Genomic DNA, 18438 nt, shown 5'->3' with positions numbered 1-18438 from the left:
GAATTTTGTTAACCCCTGGTATGATACATTGGTGCTAAAATATTTCTGGATTAAACCAATGGTCCACCAAATGTGCTCCATCTGACCATGCGCTCCATTAAGAAAATTCCATCCCACGGGGATTCAAAATTTAGCATTCGACCCATTTCCGGACAGCGCATCACACCTTTTTCTACTGCTTTCTCAGCAAAATTCAAGGCTTTTTCGCCAATTGAGGCCAACCCGATGGTTTGAATGTTGTCATCTATGTGCTCTAATGTCTCATCAATATGGTCGACAGGATGTACCATAATAACCCTTGAATATACGGGAGGTTTTAAATTTTTGTCCTCAGAATACACTACGGTCCACGTGGTATCATCGCTGGCCCAGACCTCACCCTTGAAATCATACAATCCCCTGATGGAATGTACCGCTGATATTTGTTCTACCGAGGTTTCTCCTTTAGGAATTTGAACTGAAGCCTTTTCCATGCCTTCAGCCAAAAATTTGCAGAAGTCTTTTGGAGATACTTCGCCACCTTTTTCAATATATAGGTTATGTGGCGATGCACAACCGGTTTGATCGAACACACTAGAATCTACTGCTACTTTTCTGGCTAGTTTTTTGGCTCTTCTTTCCGTACCCAATACTTCTTTGGAAATTGCTGAAAACGATATTTTCGGACCAAATATGATATCTTCGGTGTCATACATTGAAGGATAGTTGGCCACTGTTTCTACCGCCTCTCGCCCTCCCCAGGCTATTCTGACATTGGCTGATTTCGACATTAACTCGCCAATTTGTCTATCGTTGCTAGAGAAATAAACAACGGCTATGGTTTTCAATACATCATCACCTGTAATCGTATAGCCGCCAGGAGTAGTGTAACTTAGTCCTTCAAATGTTTTCAACAGTTTTGAAAATACCCCATCATCCCTAGATGAAATTTTAAGCAGATTAACATTTTTGGTCAATATCGACTGCAATAGTGCGAACATACCCAAAACCTGCACGTTACCTGCCAGCCAGTGGCAAACCAAACCTCTTTGATTTGCCTTCAAAAACTGCTTTCGAGAATGGTTCAATGGTAAAAACCCATCCATGTGCTGTCTATTGTTTCGAAGCCCGATCGTCGCTATCCTGTTCAGATGGACAGGTTTGGACCAATTGGCAAGAAACGCCAAGCCCCTTTCTTTCATCGGAGCCAGTTCACCTTCTGCTGAAAGCCATATTTTAGAAGCTTCTCCTATCAAGCCTATCAACGCATCTATGGGTTGGCTTCTCAGCCATTGCTGCTTTTTATTGAGTTCAACGATAAGCTCTTTAAGCTGTGACTCAGCTGATTCAGAGGCATCCAATTTTTTACCTTTCCAATAGTGGAGCTCCAATTTTGAAACTCTATTTTTTTCTACTTCTATATCTGCACCTGAGAATTTAAGCTTGCTGCCCAAAATGTCACCACAACCTCTTATTTCAGCCTTTTTTAATCGCCCAAGGATTTTAAACCTAGTGCCATTTCTGCCATTAGGGCAAGGTTCAGGGTTGATAACCCCGACATCATCGGTAAGAACCACATTGCCGGGGTAGGAGTGTGGTATGGGGGATAAAAATTGCATAACACCCTCTTTGCCATGTGGTAGAACCTCTCGGGTGGCGGGATCTCTGATAATCAATTCTGAATAAACCGGAGCGTGTTTCCATCCGCATTCGCAATCCGGGTAATTCAATCCCATTTGTTCAGTGAAGCCATAAATATCGATGACATGCTGCTCTTTGACAGAAAACAATTTTGACATTGCAGAGTTGAATTGTGATTTGCTGATTTTTTCACTCTCCAATTTTTTCCACCCTCCTATGTGTATGATTTTTGACCCTTTGGGCAGGTCAAACTTTAGGCCCTCGTCCAAAAGTGGTTTTACAACTTGGGCATAAAGCATATAGGTGAATCCGAAGACCACCATAGGTGTATTCTTATCGATTGATTTGATGAATTCCTGGGTCTTTTCGACATTGAAAGAAACCTTTTCATCATCATCTTTTTCTAGTGCATAGTTTACCTCGCTGGCGAAGTTCAGATAACCACCGATGGCCGCATATCGAGCACCCAAAAATTTGATATTTTCGGGGTTCGGAATCACATCAACCACGATGAAAGGTTTTCTTTCAGACCCTATGAAGTCTTTAATTACCTTGACCATTACCTTGGCCTGCCGTTTTGCGGTCGTTTTGTCAAGAACAACAGTACTGGGAATGCCTGAAGTCGCAGAAGACTGTAATGATAATTTCACTTCATTATCGGGGATGGATTTCAAGTCCTTTCCCAAATCCTTGAACACGCTTACAGCAATAGGTGGGATCTGTTCAAGATTATCCGTGAATGTGTGAGGGTCGAAATCTTTGTTGTCGCAAAAGTGTCGGTACTGTTCGTTATTTTCATAGTGGAACTTGATTTCCTCTAGCAACGCCTTTGAAAAAAGCTCACTCTTCTGTTCTGAACTCAATTCATACGGATTATTTGCAATAAGATTGTCAGTCAGTGTGCTCTGTTTCATGAGGAAGCTTCTTTAAAGATTTCTAGTAAAAATTCCTTATTCATTGGCACGGGGTTGCCTTGTCCGCCTTTATCGCTCAATGCCTGTTCAAAGAAAGCGTTGTCTGAAATAATACGTTGCCTATTTTTTTTGAGGGTATCTTTTTCTTTCGTCAAGTCAATACCAGCGATGAAACTTTCGACAAAGTTCAACAAATCTGCTCCCTTAGTGAAGCCTGAATGCTTTGCCAATTGGTCAAATCTAGCTTTTGGGTTTGGTGAATCGATATTCTTTCTGATTACGGCAGGTAAAAACAGTGCAATGGCACCGGCATGTGACAGACCGTATGACGACATTTGATGTGCCAAAGCATGTGTTGCCCCGACTATACAGTGATTTTGTACCAAGCCTGCAAACAAAGATGCCAATTGTAGTTTATTGATGAATTCTTTCTCAGTGCCACTGGTGATGACATGATGGTATTCAGCTATTATTTGAATGGCTTTTTCTGCATAGCTATCAACCAAAAGGTTGTCTATCGTTGACATGTATCCTTCAATTGCATGAGACAATGCATCGACCATTGAGGTCAATAGCACCCTTTTAGGGGCATTTTCAATGAGACTGACTTCAAGTACAATGATTTCAGGTATGAACTGATGGCTAATGACGAATTCTTTTGTTTTTTGGCTTTCACTGTACATTACTGACGCCGAAGAAATCTCTGCCCCGCTGCCAATAGTGGTTGGTATAGCCACGAAAGTTGTTTTCCAGTTCAGCATTGAAAAGCTCGTCTCCCTCACATCAAAAAAAGGAAACTCGTAATACGTTCTGACCATTTTGGCCCCATCGATCACACTACCGCCACCAATGGCGATAATAAGGTCAGGTTGAAACTCCTCTATCTCTTTTATGGTAGAATGTAGAGACTTTAGGGTAGGTTCACCATGCCATGTTTTCTTAACAAAAGAGATTTCAAAAGAAGATAGAGCATTTGAAACCTTTCGTTTATACTCATCATCCAAGCTGGAACCATAAATTACTGAAACTCTCGTGCAGGCATAAGTCTTAAGACCCATCAAAGCATTCTCTCCAAAAAGAATGGTAGGTTGTTTCAATAAAAACTTAGAATACATTCCCTGTGGTTCCCAATTCATCTATGATAGTTTTTGTCGTTGTATTTTACCTGACTTTGTTTTAGGAATTTCTTCTACCCATTGAAAGGCTACAGGTACTTTATAAGACTCTAGGCTTTTCTTGAGATATTCCCTGATATCCTCTAAAGTCTTTATGGAATTGTTCTTTACGATAAACGCTTTGACAACTTCTCCCAAAACTCCCTCAGGGTCTTTAATCCCTATGCATGCAGATTCTAGGAGTGGGTCAAACTCGTTGATTTTGGTCTCTACCTCGATAGGGGACAATTTTTTGCCTCCAACGTTGATGATTTCTTTGTAGCGGCCTTTGTAATAAACATATCCCTCAGAGTCCATACTTCCAATATCGCCTGTTCTAAAATAATCACCATGGAAAAAGTTGGTCTTAGGTAAATCAAGATATCCTTCGGTTACGTGATGGCCCTTGACACAAATTTCACCCTCACAATTGGGGTTCATCACTTTTCCTGACTCATCCATAATCTTGATTTCTACATTTGGGCTTGCCTTGCCTATTGAGTCTAAATAAGATACATCTGCCGAAAACTCAGTGAAAGTTGAGCGAGAAGCCTCTGTGAGACCATAGTGCATACATATTCTTGTCTGAGGAAAAAGCGCCATCATGGTTTCTTTGTCTTTAGGAGACATATACGCACTGCCCAATTCAATATACTTCAATTGTTGGGAAAAATCAGCCAACCTATTGCCGCTCATTTTCTGAATGTATTCCCAGCTGGCGGGTACCATGCCGAAGCCAGTGATTTTATGTTCTTCAAACGCTCTGAACATTCTTTTCATATTAACGATACTTCCCAATAGAACCAAGGTGCCTCCCACTGATAAAACACACTTGATTCTACCCAAACCAAAAGAATGGCTTATGGGTAGGGCCAAAAGTTCAACATCTTCATTATCATTTTCTACAAAAGTATTGATATTGAGTGCACTTGCAGCAATATTTCCATGTGTTAATACTACACCTTTTGGCTCACCAGTGGTCCCAGTTGTAAATAAAACATCCGCTGGACAATCAGAAAGGGGAAACTTTATTTTATCAGGAATCTCTTCCAATCTGGTGCCCTCAAGGGTTTGAAAACTAAAACATTTGGCATCATTCTCAAGCGTAAGTCCTATAATCAGCTTGGGATTGGTTTTTTGTTGTATTAAATCAAGTTTTTCAGCCTGTATCTGTTCATCTAGAGGAACGACCCTAGCGCCTATGAGGTGAATCGCGAAGTACGCATAAATGAAATGCACATTTTTGTTCGCGGCCAATAAAACATAATCTCCCTTTTCTAGAGAGAATTCGCTTTCAAGCCTTACCTTGGTTGACCAAATATTTTGAACAAGTTCTTTATAAGTGATTGATTTTTTCTTATCAATCAAGGCTATTTTTTCAGGCGTTTTCTGGGCCCAGTCAAATATCTTTTCTTCAAGTGAAATATAAGGCATGCAAGAAAGCTATTGGGGAATGCGCTCCTCTACGGCTTCTATCATATCACCAACATCTTCCAAGTCCATTATGACCTCTGGGTCAAACTTGATTCCAAATTCTTTTTCAAGGGAAGATATGATGATTACTTGCCCCATCGAATCCCACTTAGGAAAATCACCGATTGCTGTATCCTCTTCTATCTGTGACACCTGCACCTCAATGGCTTCCGCTATAATTTCTTTTATCTTGTTTTCTGTACTCATTTTCAAAGTTAATTACTTCCAACTTTAAAGGTTATATTCCAAATAGTTTTAATCAATCAAAATGTTCCGCAAAACTACAATAATTCACCAGCTTGAAAACCTCAATTCTTCTTTTACAACAAATGTTTGTTCAAAGAAGAAAACATAAATCCGTATGTTCTTTTTTAACGTTGTTGAAATGTTAATCCAACACGTAAATAATATTAATAATTGCTACAAAATTAGGGGAATAAAGCTCTAGTGGATACTTTTCTAGACAAACGGCAACATCCCCCCGTTTATTGTAGTTTTAAACCAGTATGAGAGAAGGGGCAAGGCCTAAGAGTTTTCGTTTGTTGTAAAAAAAGGCACAATTCTTTAGATTATAAGATGATTTTAAAAAATACTTCAACAAAGGCCGATTGTTTTCCAAAACCTTCTTCTTCTTGGATTATTTCACAACCATCATTGTTAAAACGGATTCTTTTTAAACGAATTGCAAAGAGTATAAAGTTAGGATGTCATTTCACTTTTTTTTGGACTTGGCATTTATAGACTAAAGAAGCTATTTAAAAACACCACAAAAATCAAGAACTACTTTGTCATCAGAAATATTAAGGTTCTTGAATTCATCATGGGCCACTAACAAAGCGACAATGTCTGCATTCTCAACGGCATCTTCGACAAGTGTAAGTTTGAATACTTTATGGGTGTCAATATTAGGTTCTACGATATAATATTCCTCATTGTTTGCATTTTGCAACACTCTTTGGACAATATATTTTGCAGGAGACTCCCTTAAATCATCAATATTGGGCTTAAAAGCCAAGCCCATAAGAGCGATTTTGGGTTTTCTCCCATGTTGTAATTCAAATTGGAGCTTGGTATTTTGGATTTTTTCGGCACACCAAAATGATTTGTAATTATTTACTTCCCTAGCAGTTCCTATGATTTTGGATTCCATGGGGTAATCAGACACAATGAAGTAAGGATCTACAGCTATACAATGTCCTCCGACACCACAACCAGGTTGCAAGATATTCACCCTGGGGTGCTTGTTGGCCAATGTAATCAATTCCCATACATTGATATCGGCCTTATCGCAAATTAATGATAATTCATTGGCAAATGCGATTTGTACATCTCTGGATGAGTTTTCAACCAATTTGCACATTTCGGCGGTTCGGGCATTGGTCTTGTGCAGTTCACCTTTTACATATTTGGCATAAAAAGCTGCGGCCTTTTCAGTCGAGGCTTCATCAACCCCACCAATAACACGGTCATTGTGAACCAGTTCATACATTACATTACCAGGTAATACACGTTCGGGACAATATGCAATATGTAACTTTCCATTTAGCTCCGGGCGTTCTTCATATATATATTGCATCATTTTCTCCGTGGTGCCTACAGGCGAGGTAGATTCAATAATAAAAAGATCACCTTCCTTGAGCAAGGGCAGTATAGCCGTGGTAGCGGCATGTACGAAAGAAATATCGGGCTCATTTTTGTCCTTAAAGGGAGTAGGTACAACTATTAGGTAGGTGTCTGCTTCTACAGGAGTCGTAGCCGCTTTTAAAAATCCTTCTCCCACAGCTTTGGACACCGCGGTGTCCAAAGAGGGTTCCACGATATGAATTTCACCCCTATTTATGGTGTCGACTACATGTTGGTTGATATCGACACCGTGCACATGGGTTCCCCCTTCCGCAATCAATGCCGCTGTAGGCAGGCCAATGTAGCCTAAGCCTATCATTACTACTTCTGGATTGTTCATTAATTCAAGTTTTTTATAAATTTTACAATTCGTTGGCAGGCTTTTCCGTCTCCATAAGGGTTGTGTAATTTGCTCATTTTTTTATAACGCTCGGGATTCCCCATTAAATCTATGGTTTCGCTTATAATTTTCGCTTTATCGGTACCAACGAGTATTACCGTACCGGCATCAACTGCCTCAGGCCTTTCGGTTGTATCTCGCATTACCAATACCGGTTTGCCCAAACTGGGCGCCTCTTCTTGAACGCCCCCACTATCGGTAATCACTAGCTCGCATTTATTCATTAACCAAACAAAGGCAGGATAGGCTAAGGGATCGATCAATTTTATGTTATCTTGTTTTCCAAGTATTTCATACACAGGTTTTTGCACTTTCGGATTTAAATGTACCGGGTATACGATTTGCACATTTTCAACGACTTCCCCTATTTTCTTTAATGCTTCACAGATATTAATGAATCCCTGTCCATGGTTTTCCCTTCGATGGCCCGTAACCAAAACAATTCGTTTTGTGAAATCAAGTTCGTTCTTTAGCTGTATTATTTCAGGATCTTCAATGGTATCTACCCTAGAAACACTCTCGAAAAGGGCATCAATTACAGTATTGCCGGTAATTAAAATATTGTCCTTTGAAATTCCTTCATTCCGTAAATTATCAAACGAAGTCTGTGTAGGGGCAAAATGATAGTCGGCAATATGCCCTGTAATGGTTCGATTTATTTCTTCTGGAAAAGGGGCCAGTTTATTAAAGGTCCGTAATCCCGCTTCAACGTGACATACCTTTGCACCGGAATAGAACCCTGCAATACTGGACCCCATTGTAGTGGTGGTATCTCCGTGAACATAAACAAAATCCGGTTTGAATTCTTCAAGAACAGGCTGTAACCCTGTGATGATAGCGGCTGTCAATCCATATAAATTTTGTCCCGGTTTCATAAGGTTCAGGTCATAATCTGGAGTAATCTCGAAAAAATCCAGTACCTGATCCAACATTTCACGGTGCTGCGCAGTGACACATACCTTGGTTTCAAAAGACACATCCTTTAAAAACGATTTGACCAATGGTGCCATTTTTATCGCTTCAGGACGTGTTCCGAAAATGATTAGGTTTTTCTTTTTCATTCTAGAATTATATAAAATTATGGTGTTTCAGGAATATTGCTTAAGGCTTATCTTAATGAAATTTGTAAGTTTAATGCCCATTTCAAACAAATGGGATTAAATTGTAAGTCTTTGCATTTCCTTTAAATATTTATTTGCCAATTCTTCTCTGTCAAAGTGTTCCTTAGCATGTCGATAACCATTTTCTCCCTGTTCTTTCATGTTATAATCACCTCGTATATACTGTCTAACTTTCTCTGCGATATCGTCTGCATTTTCTGGTTCAGCAAATACACCACATTTTGCCTCTTCAACTACCAATTGTCTCGAAACACCATCGATTGCCAACAAAATGGGTTTTTTGCAAGACATATAGTCAAAGGTTTTGTTGGAATATATGGTTTTAAAAGTATCAACCTTCTTTAACACCGAAGTTCCGATATCTGATGCTAGAATGTATTTGAAAGCCATAGTTTTATCAACTCGGCCAACAAAGCGAACATTTTGTAAATTTCGGGCTTTAGCCTCTTTTACTAAAGCGTTTTTGGTCATACCCCCTCCAATGAGTTGAAATAAGACGTTAGTGTCTTGCAGCTTTTCTGCCGCTTCAATGATTTGAATCAAGTGGTTTGCAATACCATGGGCGCCAATGTATGTTACAACAAACTTATCATCAATACCTTCCTCTTTCCTAAATTTTTTAGCATCAAAATTTTTGGCTGCTTTTTCTGCAACGGAAAAGTCTGCTGCATTTGGGATATATATAATCTTATTGGCTGGTATATTTTTGTTTTTTATTAATTTTTCCCTAAATGCCGGTGTCAGCACATTGATCAATTTTGCTTTTTTATAGATTGTCTTTTCGAACCAATAAGAAAATCTTATCAATAAGGGATTGCTTATCATACCTGTATCTATGGCCGATTCGGGCCATAAGTCCCTTACTTCAAAGATTAAGGGAATGCGTTTAACGGATGACAAAATATAAGCCGGAATCGCAACAAATAAAGGGGGGGAAGAAACAATCATTAAATCATATTTCCCCTTGACTTTAAACAATCCTGCCCAGGTACTCGAAAAAACAAAGGAAAAGTAGCCCCACATTCTACTTAAAAAACCGGGTTTATGGGATGAATCTGACATATAACATCGGTGAACGTCGGTATTTTTGTAAAAGTCTTTTTCAAAAGCATACGATTTCCCTTTCCATTCAGGATATTCTGTGTCTGAATAACTGCGTAACCCAGCAATCACGGTAACTGAATGACCCTCATCAGCCCATACCTTGGTCATTTCATTAAATCGGGCCCCACCGCCTTGATTTTTACCTAAGAAATATTGATGAAGTAAAAGTATTTTCATACTGGCTTTATTTTGATTGCAGTTTTGAATCCGGTTTTTGAAAAATACGTATATCTGATGGAGGGTTCAATTTCACCATAGTAATTGGAGCACCATTTTTCCTCTATCTTCGGATGTAAAACATTGCCTTCACCATCTATACAGTTGATACGGATTTGATCATAAGTTTTTGGATTAAAATGCCAATATTGTTGCGACACGTAAACATTGGCATTCTTTATGGTATCGACAATTTCCCAATTGTTCGTCTTTTTCGCTTTTACCACTTTTCTATGGTGGACAATTTTATTTCCGAGTTCAGGAAAACCTGTGAATTGGCCATTGAATTCAAAACTGTCTTCCTTTTCAGTTATGGTGGCATGCGCTTTTTTGTTCCAATAATTCCAAATAAATCTGGATCCTTTTAGCATTTGATTCTTGTTATCAACAGAAACGGTATTGTGGCCATAACAATGGCTAAAAAATTGACTATACTTTTTTACTGTATTATACTTGTAAGATCCCGTGTCCCATATATAATTAGTGCCATTCAACCATATATCCAAGTGTAAATTATCTGCATGTCCGGGCCGATCTTTGTATTTGGCGCACTTGACAAAAGTTTTTGAAGGGCCGTCATTTATAACATAATGCCCACCGATAGGATATGACGCTAGCTTACCTTGTGCAAAGGGCTTTATTTCGCAATTGGCGATACCATACCACAACTGACTTTCATCATGTTCGGAAACTTCACGATGCAATACAGCACTTAAATCATTGATTTGGGAGGTGTATATGCGATAGTCGTCATCTGTCAGCTTAAAGAAAAGTGCGCCATCATTGGCTCCATAATTGGGTAACCTGCCACTTTTTTGGTCTTGACATGTCCGTAAATAGTTTAACGATTTTTCGGCTCTATCATATACGGTAGAATTAAAGGGGTTCTTATGGATTTCTGCAAGTCTGATACCCCAAGTAAGCAATTGGATGGCAACCCGATGATAATTCATTGAGAATTGTAAGAACGTGCCATCCTTGTAAATTTGATATCCGATTTCTTCCCCGAACCATTTCTTGCCCTTTTTAGTCCATTTTGTCGTGTTTGGTAGAAAAGGAAACAATAGACCACTCAAAAAAAGCATAAGGGTTTCTGTCAGGGCATGATTGTTTCTAACCGCTATCCTCGAAAAATTTATATTGTGATATACATGATGAAGTTGCCAATAGATGGAGTTCATAATCTTATCAAATCGCTCTTCAGACAACTCCTCAGAATTTCTATAGTAGTACAATGCAAACGTCCAATTCAAGACTCTTAAACTTATTTCCTGGCTGCACTTATAGTTTGGTCCCAAGTTAATCGGGTTGTGGTCTATAAACGAATCGATTTCACGGAAAACAAGAGCGGCACAATCTTCTTCAAAGTGATAATCATAGCGAATTAAGTCGTACAAAAATGAAAAACGGGCTTTCTCCCAAACATATTTTATGTCACCGGCCTCTTTTGACAAGTCCTTGATCTTAGACCAATGTTTCAGTCGATACCTATACTTCGTTACCGGATTGGTCAACCAATCATAATTTTCACCCAAAGAGATTTTTGTTTTACTAAAGTAAGTGTAGGTATTGACTTTGATTTCATCGAAAGATCTTTTCAAATCTGAATTTCTGTTTTTGGGTACAACCAATGATTCCTTTGAATCAAAAAAGAACAATGGGGCTTCTTTGCGCCATTGATTCCTTGTCATCGAAATATTGTTAGGCTCAGGGTTACTGGGAAACTTAACGGTCATAACCCCGAGCTTTACAGCTATTTCGTGAAATAAACGAAATCGGGTATAGCGCATACCCATATTCCGAATCGTATTAAATAGTCTGAGGATTTTCAATTGACACTTATATTTATAATATTAAATACCTTTTAAACTAGAACCAAGATTTAAACAGAGACCCAACTCTTTGTTTTTAAGCTCTCAATTGCCGCAATCGAAGCTCTGGAAGTATTCATTATGGATTCAAAATCTATCAACGAGCCATTTCCTTCTGCAATACCAGCGATATAATTTTCAAACTGGGACAAATGTCCCTTATCCATTTTGGTTTTAAGTTTACCAAAGCCTTTAAATCCGTATCCTTTTGTAATTCTGAAGTTATCCATAATGATCGTTCGACCCTGGGAATAGACCTCTAGTCTTTCTTTTGAATAGCTTTTTGAACCGTTTGCAAAATAATTGATAACAGCATTTGAGCCATTTTCAAATCGTAACAATATGCTTGCGTTATCGGTATTTTCTTTGGGGTGATTCCCCATGGCGTTTAGACATACGGAGGTCACGCTGGATCCTGTTAGAAAACTGAGAAGGTCAATGTAATGGCAGGCTTCACCGATGATTCTCCCTCCACCAATTTCCATATCATGCACCCAAACATTTTCAGGTATAAAACCTGCATTCATGGTTGCAATTACATTAATGGGCGTTTCAGACGAGCCTAATAAAGATTTCATTTTTCTGATATGGGGAGAAAATCTTCGATTGAATCCAACCATCAAACTCCCTTGTGAATTTTTGTATGCCTCTTCTATTTCATCCAATTGGTTATGATGTATGGCCAAGGGTTTTTCAACAAAAACATGCTTATTCGCCTTAAGACCATCTATGGCCATTTGGCTATGCAGGTTATGCCGGGTCGTAATAATGACAATATCCACTTCAGCATCTTCCAAAACATCTGAATATTTCGTTGTGCTCCTGGCAATCCCATATTTTTTTGCCAAACCTGTGCCGCTTACCCCTGCGGAGCTTGTAATGTATTTGATTTTTGCATTGGCCTTTTTAAGATTGGGCAATAACGTCATGCCGGTAAAATTTCCCGCTCCTACAATCCCTATGACTCCCTTCGAATTTGGAGAATACCTTGGTTCAGAAACAACAACGGTAGTGGCATTGCCCGCAGATGAACTATATTCCAGAATACTGGCAATAGCTTCCTTGGATTGCATGTTATCATAAATTTCAGAAAAGTTGTGAAGAGGAATTCTTTGGGTGATTAAGGATTCGACGTCAACAGATTTATTTGAGATTGAGTTTAAGATGGCTTCAAAATTCCGTTTTTCAGTCCATCTTACATATCCTATAGGATAGTCTTGACCTTTACTCTCATAATTGGCATCATACCGTCCTGGGCCATAGGAGCAGGATACTTGGAACTCGAGTTCTTTTTCGTAGAAATCTGCTCTAGAAAGATGAAGTCCGATGACCCCAACCAATACTATTTTACCTCTTTTTCGACTCATTTTGGCAGCGTCAGAAATGACCACGTCAGATTTTGTTGATGCCGTTATGATAACGCCATCACATCCAACGCCATTCGTTTTGTCCATCACAAATTTTACGGGCTCAGAACCTTCCCCGGGATTAAATGCAGTGATGCCAAAAGAAGCCGCCAAATCTACCTTGTCCTTGTCCAAATCATAACCAATAACTTCACAGCCATGGGCCTTTAGCAATTGCGCGGTGATAAGACCGATAAGGCCCAGACCAATAACTACAACGGTTTCCCCGAACGTGGGTTTCAATAATCGGATACCTTGCAACCCAATGGATCCTATGACCGTAAAACAAGCCTCCTCATCAGTGACATTTTTGGGTATGGCTGCCACTAAGTTTTTTGGAATACAAACAAATTCGGCATGGGATCCATTGGATGCCACCCTATCTCCAATCTTGAACTCGTCGACCCCTTTTCCAATCGCTTCCACAACACCCACATTGCAATAGCCAAGTGCAAGGGGCTCACTTAATTTATTGAATACAGCGTTAACAGTGGGCATCAAACCATCTGTCTTTACTTTGGTGAGAACTTCTTTTACTTTGTCCGGTTGTTGTTTGGCCTTTTGTAGAAGGTTGGCCTTTCCGAAGTTGACCAACATTTTTTCCGTTCCCAAAGAGACCAAGGTTTTGGAAGTTCTGATTAAAACATGACCGGGTTTTACCTGAGGTTTTGGTACATCTTCAAGGATGGTTTCACCTGTTTTGAACGATTGTATGATTTGTTTCATAATTTTTCTGATCAGTTTTAATTGAATCTACGCTACTGAATGTTTCTATTTATTGGGTTCATTTCCTTTCGTAAAAATCTTGTGAATTAATTTGACATTAACATACACGCCTAAAAAAGACTATCGACAAGATTTACTTGATAATTTGGATTATAGTACTCATCAATTATCTTGTAGCAATCCTTTCTCAGTTGTAACTTCGATTTCTCATTTGAAATCTTTAATAGAATTTTTATTTGTTCTTTCAAATCAACAGCATCGTCATATTCAAAAAGGACGCCATTGGTATTTGGTAAAATTGCTTCAAATTCAGGCATTTGCCTATTTCTATCGTTATGGGAAATAACAGGAACACCAAACATCAATGAATGCATTGCGGTTAAACCTATTTCCCCAGGTGCAACGCAGCAATCACTTGATGCTATCAATTTGTAATTTTGTGTCTCATCATAAGAAGCGCCGTAAAAACAAATCTGATTGGCAATTTTGTATTTATCTATCTGAGATTGTAATTCTTTTTTTTGATTTCCATCTCCAACAAATAGTAGATTGACATAAATCTTTTCGTCTTTAAGCAACTTAATTGCCTTAATAAGGAGATTTAGTTTTTTTTGGACCGTAAGACGGCCAATGAAAACAAGTTGGTCATTGTTTGGATTATCAAACAAACTTGTCCTGATTTGCTGTCTCTCATTTTCATCTAATGTTTCTCGTAATTTAATTTGCTCCTTATAATTCAAAGAATTGTAAATGACCTTTATTTTATCTTTATCAAACCCTAGGTTCATAAGATTTTCTTTGGCTATATTTCCATAAAGCAATAATCCATCAAAGAAAAATTTGTAAAAAATAAGATAAATTCTATTCTTTAGATTTCTATGGTTCGTAAGTATTCCATGCGTCCAATTATAGACTTTTACCCCTTTAATTCGAAATATAAGAGCAGCAATGATTATGGAAATCCAATTGGGAGGGGAATGTACTATGGCACCATTGGGTTTTTGGGAAATCACATAACGGATTAATCCTTTATTGAAGTAAAAAGGACCAATTTTATAAGCAGGAAAATCTTTGAAATTGGCTGAATCTTTAAAATTATATGGCTTCAGTTTATTGTAACCTCTTTTGTCCCCCAAAAAAAGGTAATGGTTTTGGGTAGAATTCATTAGGGCTTCAATAATACCAACTCTGTAATGTGGAAATCCAGGGTAGATGACTAATATTTTGTTCATTGACTACAGTATAGTTATGCTAAACATTCAATATAAATACTAAACAATACAAAAGATTCATATAACAAGTTTCAGTTAATTTGGCTTGTACAAATTGTATGTAATTTTCAGTTATGTAATAAACTTGTTCTTTTTCATTTTTGTGTTTTCGCCCAAAACAGATATAATAAAAATTGTGTATAGATTTCTTTTTCAAAAGATGCCGTTTGCTATTGGGGTGTAAATAATTTGAGTCTATTTTATTATTTTTAAATCCACTAATTTGTACCGAGCAAATTAATGATATGTAATCGCTAGGGTTTTTATTGAGTTGTCTGATTTTTGTGTCACTCTGCTTTTCTCATAAATATCGCGTTCTCATTTTTCTGTTGTCAGATAGTGGTTTGACTTTTTTCGCAATCATAGCAATCTCGTTTGTAAGACAACAGTACCGGAATCAGGGGCTGATTATGTTATAATCTATTCTTTTTTTGCCTATTTGATGGTATTCAAACCCTAATTCTACCATACGGTCATCGTTATATTGATTACGGCCATCAAAAATTATCGGTGCTTTCAATTTATTTTTTATCTCCATAAAATCTGGGGAACGGAATTCTTTCCATTCCGTTAACAAAAGCATCGCATCTGCATTGTTCAACGCCTCATATTTTGAGTTGGTATACGTAACATTGGAAACCCCTTTCAGATAGAATTCTTTCGCCTCATGTACTGCTTTGGGATCATAGGCATTGATTTTTGCACCGCATTCCGTAAGCCTTTTAATGATGTATATGGAAGGAGCTTCACGCATATCATCGGTGCCAGGTTTAAAGGCAAGCCCCCATATTGCAAAGGTCATCCCATCAAGCTTTTCTCCAAAACGTTCGATTACCTTGTCGGCAATCACCAATTTTTGACGGTCGTTCACATCTTCGACAGCATTTAATAGTTGGGCTTGGTATCCTGCTTTTTCAGCTGTTTTTTTGAGGGCCTTTACATCTTTAGGAAAACAGGAACCCCCATACCCACTACCTGGATAAATAAAGCTGTATCCGATACGACTATCAGAGCCGATACCAACACGCACCTTGTTTACATCGGCCCCGACCAATTCACAGATATTGGCCACTTCATTCATAAAAGAAATTTTTGTCGCCAGCATGGCGTTGGCTACATACTTGGTCATTTCTGCAGAGCGAACGTCCATTACCAACATGCGGTCCATACTGCTCCTGAAGAAAGGTGCATATAGGCGGCGCATTTTTTCTGCGGTCTCTTTATCGTTGGTTCCCACAACAACCCTATCTGGTTTAAGAAAATCATTGATGGCATCTCCTTCTTTTAAAAATTCTGGGTTGGAGACTACATGAAAATCAACTTGCAGCCCCCTTTTTTGCAATTGCGCTTCAATCGTATTCCGTACTTTATCCGCAGTTCCCACGGGTACAGTTGACTTGTCTACCACTATGAGGGGTTGGGTCATATTGTCGCCAATGGTCTCTGCAACTTTTAGCACATATTGCAAATCTGCTGAACCGTCTTCACCCATGGGTGTACCGACAGCAATGAAGGCCATGTCAGCACCGTCAAGACAATCTTCAAGTTTTGTGCTAAAACGCAGGGTATTGTTAGCTACGTTACGTTTGACCATGGCTTCAAGCCCGGGTTCGTAAATGGGAATGATTCCATTTTCAAGATTTTCAATCTTTTTTTTATCAATATCGACACAAGTGACTGCATTGCCCATTTCGGCAAAACAAGTACCGGTGACCAAACCAACGTAACCAGTACCTACTATAGTTAATTTCATATCGCTCTATTTCTTCTGTTATAAATATTAATGCCATTGCTGGCGATAGGCTCATTTATTGACTGGTATACAGAGCCCAACGTTGCTTGATGCAAAACATGGCCAATGCTGTCACACGCTTTTCTAAAGTCTTGTAGGTCGCGTATATCTCCTTCGATTGATGAAAATCTTGGATTATCCAGAAACTGTACAATATTTTCTCTTTTACCTGCTGAGAAATTATCAAGGCATGTCACTTGATTTCCATCATCAAGAAGAGCTTCACATAGGTTAGAACCTATAAACCTTGAGCCGCTAGTGACCAGGATATGAAAATTAGAATCAAAGCCAAGAGACTTCAGATGCATCAAAATTTAAATTTTAGAGCGCAAAGATGTACAAAACAAATTAGAATTTTCCTTTTTAAATTTAAGATGCGGGTTTCATCGATAAAAAACAATCAACGGGTATTATTTCACATAAAAGATTTGTGATACATCATGGAAATATTCTAATTTTTGCAATATGATTTGTGCCATTCCACAAATTTCTCCACTCCTTTACGAACAGGCGTACTAGGATGATAACCATAGTCTTTTGACAAATTTTCTACACTGGCCCATGTTCTCGAAACATCACCTGGTTGCATGGGCAGCATGTGTTTAATTGCCTTGATTCCAAGGCTGTCTTCCAAAGCGTCAATAAACTCTAATAAATGAACAGGTTTGCTGTTTCCAATATTATATATTTTGTAGGGTGTCTTTCTTACTTCCTCATGCTCTGCCCGATCTTCAATTATTCGCACTACACCTTCGACAATATCATCAATATATGTGAAGTCTCTCTGCATGTCACCATTGTTGAAGACCTTAATTGGTTTTCCATTGACAATGGCTTCGGTAAAGAGGAATAAAGCCATATCAGGTCTTCCCCATGGACCATAAACAGTAAAAAAACGTAATCCGGTAGTGCGTAAATTAAATAAATGGCTATAGGTGTGTGCCATCAATTCATTGCTCTTTTTTGTAGCTGCGTATAGACTAATAGGATGATCGACGCTATCTGATGTTTTAAATGGCACACTTCTATTCTGGCCATATACACTTGAACTGCTGGCATATACCAAATGATTGACATTGTAATGGCGGCAACACTCCAAAATATTTAAGAACCCAACTATATTGCTGTCGACATAGGCTTCAGGGTTTTCTATACTATAGCGTACCCCAGCTTGAGCAGCCAGATTGCATACCACATCAAATTTTTGCTTATTGAATAGGTTTGGCAAAGCATCACGGTCTTCTATATTCATTCTCACAAACTTGAAATTTGTGGAATATATTGAGCTTTCAGAAATATGATTGAATTTTTCCGCTAGAGCACTATCTATCCCTAGATACTCGAGACGGTCATATTTGAGGTCAACAGTATAATAATCGTTGAGATTATCAAGACCAACGACTTGATGGTTTAGTTCCATCAATTTAGTCACAGTATGAAATCCTATAAAACCAGCTGCTCCCGTTACCAATACTTTCATTCAGTTTTTGTTGATATTATACTACATCATCATACTTTAAAAAAAGAGTACAATGTCAAATATGAAGTTTACACGTGGGCAATTTAAATAATCCGGCAGAAAGAATTACGTGTTGTGTTCAATACTTGATATAATCTACGATGTATTTAAACAGATTGGTGTTGATAAGGCAGAATTAATTTTCTTTGAAATGATGCCATCAAAAAAGGGGTAATGGCATTCAATCGATTTTTTATACAAGTTTAGCGAAATATCTCATTAATTTTA

Annotated in this window: 13 protein-coding genes; all 13 read right to left on the bottom strand. The window is 38.4% G+C overall.

All coding sequences use genetic code 11. From position 1 onward, the window contains the following. Positions 1 to 50: 50 nt before the first annotated feature. Positions 51 to 2534, bottom strand: coding sequence for an acyl-CoA reductase (locus AAAH86_RS05965; RefSeq protein WP_343486602.1), 2484 nt, complete (start codon positions 2532 to 2534; stop codon positions 51 to 53). After that, positions 2531 to 3670, bottom strand: a complete 1140-nt coding sequence (locus AAAH86_RS05960) for an iron-containing alcohol dehydrogenase (RefSeq protein ID WP_343486601.1) — start codon at positions 3668 to 3670, stop codon at positions 2531 to 2533. Before AAAH86_RS05960 ends, AAAH86_RS05965 begins: the two co-directional genes overlap by 4 nt. After that, positions 3671 to 5122 (bottom strand): class I adenylate-forming enzyme family protein, encoded by a 1452-nt coding sequence (locus AAAH86_RS05955; protein ID WP_343486600.1) that lies wholly within the window; start codon positions 5120 to 5122, stop codon positions 3671 to 3673. A gap of 9 nt (positions 5123 to 5131) precedes the next feature. Then, positions 5132 to 5368 (bottom strand): acyl carrier protein, encoded by a 237-nt coding sequence (locus tag AAAH86_RS05950; protein WP_343486599.1) that lies wholly within the window; start codon positions 5366 to 5368, stop codon positions 5132 to 5134. Between the two features lie 544 nt (positions 5369 to 5912). Continuing rightward, positions 5913 to 7124 (bottom strand): UDP-N-acetyl-D-mannosamine dehydrogenase, encoded by a 1212-nt coding sequence (wecC, locus tag AAAH86_RS05945; protein WP_343486598.1) that lies wholly within the window; start codon positions 7122 to 7124, stop codon positions 5913 to 5915. After that, positions 7124 to 8245, bottom strand: a complete 1122-nt coding sequence (wecB, locus tag AAAH86_RS05940) for a UDP-N-acetylglucosamine 2-epimerase (non-hydrolyzing) (RefSeq protein WP_343486597.1) — start codon at positions 8243 to 8245, stop codon at positions 7124 to 7126. Before wecB ends, wecC begins: the two co-directional genes overlap by 1 nt. Before the next feature lie 96 nt (positions 8246 to 8341). Then, complete coding sequence (locus AAAH86_RS05935; RefSeq protein ID WP_343486596.1) at positions 8342 to 9586, bottom strand: glycosyltransferase family 4 protein; 1245 nt, start codon at positions 9584 to 9586, stop codon at positions 8342 to 8344. After that, positions 9583 to 11316 carry a heparinase II/III family protein gene (locus tag AAAH86_RS05930; protein WP_343486595.1) on the bottom strand — a complete coding sequence of 578 codons (1734 nt, stop codon included), beginning with the start codon at positions 11314 to 11316 and terminating at the stop codon, positions 9583 to 9585. Before AAAH86_RS05930 ends, AAAH86_RS05935 begins: the two co-directional genes overlap by 4 nt. Positions 11317 to 11507: 191 nt before the next feature. Further along, positions 11508 to 13628: a bi-domain-containing oxidoreductase gene (locus tag AAAH86_RS05925; RefSeq protein ID WP_343486594.1), complete on the bottom strand. Its 2121-nt coding sequence runs from the start codon at positions 13626 to 13628 to the stop codon at positions 11508 to 11510. 110 nt (positions 13629 to 13738) lie between these two features. Continuing rightward, positions 13739 to 14860 carry a glycosyltransferase gene (locus tag AAAH86_RS05920; protein WP_343486593.1) on the bottom strand — a complete coding sequence of 374 codons (1122 nt, stop codon included), beginning with the start codon at positions 14858 to 14860 and terminating at the stop codon, positions 13739 to 13741. Between the two features lie 436 nt (positions 14861 to 15296). After that, positions 15297 to 16652: a UDP-glucose/GDP-mannose dehydrogenase family protein gene (locus tag AAAH86_RS05915; RefSeq protein WP_343486592.1), complete on the bottom strand. Its 1356-nt coding sequence runs from the start codon at positions 16650 to 16652 to the stop codon at positions 15297 to 15299. Then, positions 16649 to 16999 (bottom strand): NAD-dependent epimerase/dehydratase family protein, encoded by a 351-nt coding sequence (locus AAAH86_RS05910; RefSeq protein ID WP_343486843.1) that lies wholly within the window; start codon positions 16997 to 16999, stop codon positions 16649 to 16651. Before AAAH86_RS05910 ends, AAAH86_RS05915 begins: the two co-directional genes overlap by 4 nt. A gap of 143 nt (positions 17000 to 17142) precedes the next feature. Next, the gene (locus tag AAAH86_RS05905) at positions 17143 to 18171 is read right to left on the bottom strand and encodes an NAD-dependent epimerase (RefSeq protein ID WP_343486591.1); all 1029 of its coding nucleotides are present in this window, start codon (positions 18169 to 18171) and stop codon (positions 17143 to 17145) included. Positions 18172 to 18438: the final 267 nt, after the last annotated feature.

The sequence above is a fragment of the Allomuricauda sp. d1 genome, from assembly GCF_039592695.1.
Taxonomy (GTDB): Bacteria; Bacteroidota; Bacteroidia; order Flavobacteriales; family Flavobacteriaceae; genus Flagellimonas_A.
Note: the sequence above shows the minus strand (reverse complement) of the source record. Positions and strands in the feature narration are given on the sequence as shown.

Bases quoted from the DNA above. Each gene is read 5' to 3' on its own strand.
- wecC (WP_343486598.1), bottom strand. From the start codon at position 7,124: ATGAACAATCCAGAAGTAGTAATGATAGGCTTAGGCTACATTGGCCTG.
- wecB (WP_343486597.1), bottom strand. From the start codon at position 8,245: ATGAAAAAGAAAAACCTAATCATTTTCGGAACACGTCCTGAAGCGATA.
- AAAH86_RS05930 (WP_343486595.1), bottom strand. From the start codon at position 11,316: ATGACAAGGAATCAATGGCGCAAAGAAGCCCCATTGTTCTTTTTTGAT.
- AAAH86_RS05915 (WP_343486592.1), bottom strand. From the start codon at position 16,652: ATGAAATTAACTATAGTAGGTACTGGTTACGTTGGTTTGGTCACCGGT.
- AAAH86_RS05910 (WP_343486843.1), bottom strand. From the start codon at position 16,999: ATGCATCTGAAGTCTCTTGGCTTTGATTCTAATTTTCATATCCTGGTC.
- AAAH86_RS05920 (WP_343486593.1), bottom strand. From the start codon at position 14,860: ATGAACAAAATATTAGTCATCTACCCTGGATTTCCACATTACAGAGTT.
- AAAH86_RS05960 (WP_343486601.1), bottom strand. From the start codon at position 3,670: ATGAATTGGGAACCACAGGGAATGTATTCTAAGTTTTTATTGAAACAA.
- AAAH86_RS05955 (WP_343486600.1), bottom strand. From the start codon at position 5,122: ATGCCTTATATTTCACTTGAAGAAAAGATATTTGACTGGGCCCAGAAA.
- AAAH86_RS05925 (WP_343486594.1), bottom strand. From the start codon at position 13,628: ATGAAACAAATCATACAATCGTTCAAAACAGGTGAAACCATCCTTGAA.
- AAAH86_RS05965 (WP_343486602.1), bottom strand. From the start codon at position 2,534: ATGAAACAGAGCACACTGACTGACAATCTTATTGCAAATAATCCGTAT.
- AAAH86_RS05950 (WP_343486599.1), bottom strand. From the start codon at position 5,368: ATGAGTACAGAAAACAAGATAAAAGAAATTATAGCGGAAGCCATTGAG.
- AAAH86_RS05905 (WP_343486591.1), bottom strand. From the start codon at position 18,171: ATGAAAGTATTGGTAACGGGAGCAGCTGGTTTTATAGGATTTCATACT.
- AAAH86_RS05935 (WP_343486596.1), bottom strand. From the start codon at position 9,586: ATGAAAATACTTTTACTTCATCAATATTTCTTAGGTAAAAATCAAGGC.